Origin of the sequence: Pseudomonas sp. CAM1A, from assembly GCF_047501685.1 — a bacterium.
Classification (GTDB): domain Bacteria; phylum Pseudomonadota; class Gammaproteobacteria; order Pseudomonadales; family Pseudomonadaceae; genus Aquipseudomonas.
On sequence record NZ_JBFNXP010000031.1, the window covers coordinates 1 to 6,334 of the forward strand.

Sequence of the window (6,334 nt, forward strand, 5' to 3'; positions counted from 1 at the left end):
CTGAACGTGGAAGTGTCGCTGCGCAGCCTGTTCGAGTCCGCCGACCTACAGGCCTTCGCCCAGGCCGCCGGCCAAGGCGCGGCGAGCCAGGCACCAGCGTTCAGCGTCGTGGACCGCAACCAGCCGCTGGCCTTGTCCTACGCCCAGCAGCGCCAGTGGTTCCTCTGGCAGCTGGAACCGACCAGCGCTGCCTACAACATCCCTTCGGCCCTGCGCCTGAAGGGCGAGCTGGATATCGAGGCGCTGCGCAGCAGCTTCGCCGCGCTGATCACCCGTCACGAAACCCTGCGCACCACCTTCCGCCAGCAGGGCGACAGTGCCGAGCTGGTGGTGCATGCGCGGCTGGAAACGCCGCTGGACATCACCACGGCGGCCCTGGAAGAAGCCGGCGTGCAGGCCTGGGTCGAGACCCAGGTGCGCCAGCCGTTCGACCTGCAACACGGCCCGCTGCTGCGCGCCTGCCTGCTGCGCCTGGCCGCCGACGAGCATGTGCTGGTACTGGTCCTGCACCATATCGTCGCCGACGGCTGGTCGATGCCGATCCTGGTCGACGAACTGGTACGCGGCTATGAAAGCCATCTGCGCGGTCAGGTCCCGCAACTGCCGGAGCTAGCGTTCCAGTACGCCGACTACGCGGCCTGGCAGCGCCAGTGGATGGAAGCCGGCGAGCAACAGCGCCAGCTCGATTACTGGCAGGCGCGCCTGGGCAGCACCCAGCCGATCCTCGAACTGGCCACTGATCGCCCGCGCCCCGTGGTACAGCAGTATGAGGGTGCGCGCCTACCGGTGGACCTCGAGCCAAGCCTGGTTGCCCAGCTCAAGACGCTGGCCGGGCAGCATGACGTGACCCTGTTCATGCTCCTGCTGGCCTCGTTCCAGGTCTTGCTGCATCGCCACAGCGGCCAGTCGGACATCCGTGTTGGCGTGCCGGTGGCCAACCGCACCCGGGCCGAGACCGAAGGCCTGATCGGCTTCTTCGTCAACACCCAGGTGCTGGATGCGCGCTTCCAACCGCAGATGCGTTTCGACGAACTGCTGCAACAGGTCAAGCGCACCGCCCTGGGCGCCCAGGCGCACCAGGAGCTGCCGTTCGAGCAACTGGTCGAAGCCCTGCAGCCGGAGCGCAGCCTGAGCCACAGCCCGTTGTTCCAGGTGCTGTTCAACCACCAGACCCAGGTGCTGGGTGAATCCCGTGAGCTGGCCGGCCTTAGCCTGCAAGGGCTGGTTTCGGACAAGCAGACCGCACAGTTCGATCTGACCCTGGACACTGCCGAGCACGAAGGCGGCCTGAGCGCGACCCTGACCTACGCTACCAGCCTGTTCGACCCGGCGACCGTGGCGCGCATGGCCGAGCACTGGCGCAACCTGTTGCAGGGCATCTGCCAGGACGCCGGGCAGCGCGTCGCCGAACTGCCGTTGCTGAGCCGCGAGGAGCGCGAACGCACCCTGTACGCCTGGAACGACAGCGCCGCCGACTACCCGCGCGCGCAGACCATCCAGCAGCTGATCGAGGCGCAGGCCGCCCGCACACCGCAGGCCGTCGCCGCAGTGCTGGGCGAGCAGTCGCTGAGCTACGCGCAACTGAACCAGCGCGCCAACGCCCTGGCCCACCACCTGCGCAGCCTGGGCGTCGGCCCCGATGTGCTGGTGGGGATCGCGGTGGAGCGCAGCCTGGACATGCTCGTCGGCCTGCTGGCGGTGCTCAAGGCCGGTGGCGCCTACGTGCCGCTGGACCCGCAGTTCCCCGAGGACCGTCTGGCCTACATGATGGAGGACAGCGGCATCACCCTGCTGCTGACCCAGAGCCCCCTGCTGCAACGCCTGCCGATCCCGCCGCAGGTGCGCAGCCTGTGCCTGGACCAGGCGCTGCCGGGCGAATACGGCGAGGACAACCCGCGCCCGCTGGCACAGCCGGAAAACCTTGCGTATGTGATCTACACCTCCGGCTCCACCGGCAAGCCCAAGGGCGTGACCATCCGCCACGACGCGCTGGTCAACTTCCTCAGCAGCATGGCGCATCAGCCAGGGATCAGCGCTAACGACAAGGTGCTGTCGCTGACCTCGCTGTCGTTCGATATCGCCGGCCTGGAGCTGTACCTGCCGTTGCTGCGTGGCGCCTGCGTGGTGCTGCTGGGCGAACAGGTGAACAAGGACCCGCAGGCGTTGCTGGCGGTGATCCGGGCCCAGGCGGTCAGTATCGTCCAGGCCACTCCGTCTACCTGGCGCATGCTGCTGGATGCCGCGCCACCCGGAGCCTTCGCCGGCAAGAAGGTACTGTGCGGCGGCGAGGCGCTGAGCGCCGAGCTGGCCCAGCGCCTGATCGCCCAGGCCGGGCATGTGTGGAACGTATACGGCCCGACCGAGACCACCATCTGGTCGGCCTGCCATTACCTGACCGCCAGCGACGACGTGTGGCTGGGGCGGCCGCTGGCCAACACCCGCCTGCACGTGGTCAGCGATGAGCTCGACGCGCTGCCGCAAGGCGCGCGGGGCGAGTTGCTGATCGGCGGCGACGGCCTGGCGCGGGGCTACCACAACCGCCCGGGCCTGACCGCCGAGCGTTTCGTCCCGGACCCGTTCGCCAGCGAGCCGGGCGCGCGCCTGTACCGCACCGGCGACCTGACCCGCTACCGCGAGGACGGGGTGATCGAGTACATCGGGCGCCTGGACCATCAGGTGAAGATCCGTGGCTTCCGCATCGAGCTGGGCGAAATCGAGGAGCGCTTGCTGTTGCACCCAGCGATCCGCGAGGCTGCGCTGATCGATATCGATGGCCCAGCCGGCAAGCAATTGGCGGCCTACCTGGTGCTGCACGATGCGCAGCAAAGCGTGGAAGCGCTGCGCGGCGAGTTGCGTGCGCACTTGAAGGCCGGCCTGCCGGACTACATGGTGCCGAGCCATCTGGTCGGCCTGGCGCGCATGCCGCAGACCCCCAACGGCAAGCTCGACCGCAAGGCCCTGCCGTTGCCGGACGCCAGCCAGTTGCAGGCAGCCCACGTGGCGCCGGTCACGGAGCTGGAGCGCAAGCTGGCGGCGATCTGGGCCGAGGTGCTGCAGGTCGAGCGGGTGGGCCTGCAGGACAACTTCTTCGACCTCGGCGGGCACTCGCTGCTGATCGTCCAGGTGATCGGCCGGGTGCGCGAACAACTGGGCGTCGACCTGAGCCTCAACGAGCTGTTCGAACAGGCCACGCTGGCCGACTTCAGTCAGGTGGTGGAGCGCAAGTCGGGGCAGGTCGCCAACGCCCATGACGAGCTGACTAAATCCTTGGAGGCCTTGAAACGTCTTACTGCACAGGAAATAGATAATCTGATCGCTTAGCGGGAGACATTCAAAGTGCAAGAGCTGCTCGACTCCGTAAAGTCGCTGTCCACCAGGGAGCGCAAGGCATTGGCAGCCTTGCTCAAGCGCCAGGGTGTCAACCTCTACGGGGTCACCCCGATCTTCAGAAGGGACTCGGCGGACGGGGCAGCGCTTTCATACGCACAGCAGCGCCAGTGGTTCCTCTGGCAGCTCGACCCGCACAGCGCCGCCTACAACATCCCGGCGGCGCTGCGGCTCAAGGGCGCGCTGGATGTCGAGGCGTTGCAGCGCAGCTTCGACAGCCTGGTGGCGCGCCACGAAACTCTGCGCACCACCTTCCGCCAGGAAGGTGACGGCGCGGTGCAGATCGTCCATCCGCCAATGCCTGTGGCACTGGCAGTGGAGCCGTTCGTGGCTGTGGATTCGACGGATCTGCAGGCAGCCATCCGCGCGCGGGTGGAGGCCGAGGTCCAGCAGCCGTTTGACCTGGAGCAAGGCCCGCTGCTGCGGGTCAGGCTGCTGGTGCTGGGGCCTGAAGAGCATGTACTGATCCTGACTGTGCACCACATTGTTTCCGATGGTTGGTCCACGCCGATCCTGGTGGACGAGCTGATCCGCTTGTACGAGGGCTTGCGCCTGGGCGCGCCGGTGACCCTGGCCGAGCTGCCGATCCAGTACGCCGACTACGCCCTGTGGCAGCGCGACTGGATGGAGGCGGGCGAGCAGGAGCGCCAGCTCGGTTACTGGCGCGAGCAACTGGCGGGCGAGCAGCCGCTGCTGGAGCTGCCTGTCGACCGCCCGCGGCCGTCGGTGCAGAACTTCCAGGGCGCACGCCTGGCCATCGATATCGATGCCTCCCTGGCGCAGGGGCTCAAAGCCCTGGCGCGCCAGCAGGGGGTGACCCTGTTCATGCTGTTGCTGGCCTCGTTGCAGGCACTGCTGCACCGCTACAGCGGGCAGGCCGACATCCGCGTCGGTGTGCCGGTGGCCAACCGTACTCGTGCCGAAACCCAGGGGCTGATCGGCTTCTTCGTCAACACCCAGGTACTCAAGGCCGAGTTCGCGCCGCAAACCACCTTTGCCGCGTTGCTGCAGCAGGTGCGTGAAACCTCGCTGCAGGCCCAGGCGCACCAGGACCTGCCGTTCGAGCAACTGGTCGAGGCGCTGCAGCCCGAGCGTAGCATGAGCCACAACCCGCTGTTCCAGGTGCTGTTCAACCACCAGGCCGAAAGTGCGGGCATGGTCCGTGAGCTGGGCGGGCTGCAGGTCGAGGGGTTGAGCTGGGAGGGGCAGACTACCCAGTTCGATCTGATCCTCAATACGGCTGAACACGAAGGCGGGCTGATTGCGGCGTTCACCTACGCCACCTCGCTGTTCGATGCGGCCACGGTCGAGCGCATCGGCCGGCATTGGCGCAACCTGTTGCAGGGCATCAGCCAGGATCACGCCCAGCGCGTGGCGCAGTTGCCGTTGCTCGATGCGGCAGAACTGAGGGCGTGGACGGCTGATGTGCAGTACTACCCGAGCACCGAATGCGCTCACGCGCTGATCGAGCAGCAGGCGGCGCGCACGCCTGAGGCGATCGCCGTGACCTTCGCCGGGCAGGCGCTGAGCTACGATCAGCTCAACCGCCGTGCCAACCGCCTGGCACACAAGYTGCGCGCCGAGGGCGTGGGGCCGGATGTGCTGGTGGGCATCGCGGTCGAGCGCGGTTTCGAGATGATCGTCGGCCTGCTGGCGATCCTCAAGGCCGGTGGCGCCTATGTGCCGCTGGACCCGGAGTATCCGCAGGATCGCCTGAGCTRCCTGTACCGGCGCAGGTGCGCAGCCTGAAGCTGGAAGATGATCTCACCGGCTACAGCGACGAAAACCCCGAGCACCTGACCCAGCCGGACAACCTGGCCTATGTGATCTACACCTCGGGCTCCACCGGCAAGCCGAAAGGCACGCTGCTGCCGCACCACAACCTGCTGCGCCTGTTCAAGGCGACGGACGCCTGGTTCGGCTTCGGTGCACAGGACGTATGGACACTGTTCCACTCGTACGCTTTCGACTTCTCGGTGTGGGAGATCTTCGGTGCGCTGCTGCACGGCGGCCGTCTGGTCATCGTGCCGCGTGAAGTGACCCGTTCGCCGGAAGACTTCCATCAGCTGCTGGTGGAGCAGGGCGTGACCGTGCTCAACCAGACCCCATCGGCGTTCAAACCCCTGATGCGCGTGGCTTGTGACAGTGCCTCTGATCTGTCGCTGCGCTACGTGATCTTCGGTGGCGAAGCCTTGGATGTGGCGGCATTGCAGCCTTGGTTCGAGCGCTTCGGCGAAGATTGCGACAACCTGATCAACATGTACGGCATCACCGAGACCACGGTGCACGTGACCTACCGGCCGATCCGCTTTGCCGATACCCAGCAGGCGGGCAGCCCGATCGGTGCGGCGATTCCGGACCTGTCGATGTACGTGCTGGATGCCGACTTCAACCCGGTGGCCAAGGGCTGCACGGGCGAGCTGCATGTCGGCCATGCCGGCCTGGCACGCGGTTACCACAACCGTGCCTCGCTGACTGCCGAACGTTTCGTGCCGGACCCGTTCTCCAGCGAGGGCGGACGCCTGTACCGCACCGGCGACCTGGCGCGTTACCGCGAGCAGGGCGTGATCGAGTACGTGGGCCGGATCGACCACCAAGTGAAGATCCGCGGTTTCCGTATCGAATTGGGCGAGATCGAAGCGCGCCTGCAAGAACATGCGGCCGTACGTGAAGTGCTGGTGCTGGACATTGACGGAGCAGGGGGCAAGCAACTGGCTGCCTACCTGATTGCCCAGGACCCATCCGCCGATCACGCAGCCCTGCGCGACACGCTGAAACAGCACCTGAAAGCCAACCTGCCGGACTACATGGTCCCAACGCACTTCCTGGTGCTGGAACAGTGGCCACTGACGGCCAACGGCAAGCTGGACCGCAAGGCCCTGCCCAAGCCGGATGCCAGCCAGCTGCAACAGGGCTACGTGGCCCCGCGCACGGCGCTGGAACAGCA

At 66.8% G+C, this 6,334-nt stretch carries 2 protein-coding genes and 1 pseudogene; all 3 read left to right on the forward strand.

Translation table 11 applies throughout. The annotated features are described in order from the left end of the window. Positions 1 to 3,321, forward strand: a 3,321-nt coding sequence (locus tag ABZO33_RS26670; RefSeq protein ID WP_414538486.1) for an amino acid adenylation domain-containing protein, incomplete at its 5' end; no start/stop codon positions are given. Between the two features lie 150 nt (positions 3,322 to 3,471). After that, positions 3,472 to 5,136 (forward strand): annotated as a pseudogene (locus tag ABZO33_RS26675) (condensation domain-containing protein); the annotation flags it as partial. Further along, positions 5,124 to 6,334, forward strand: a 1,211-nt coding sequence (locus ABZO33_RS26680) for an amino acid adenylation domain-containing protein (protein ID WP_414538487.1), incomplete at its 3' end; no start/stop codon positions are given. The pseudogene ABZO33_RS26675 and the gene ABZO33_RS26680, both read left to right, overlap by 13 nt.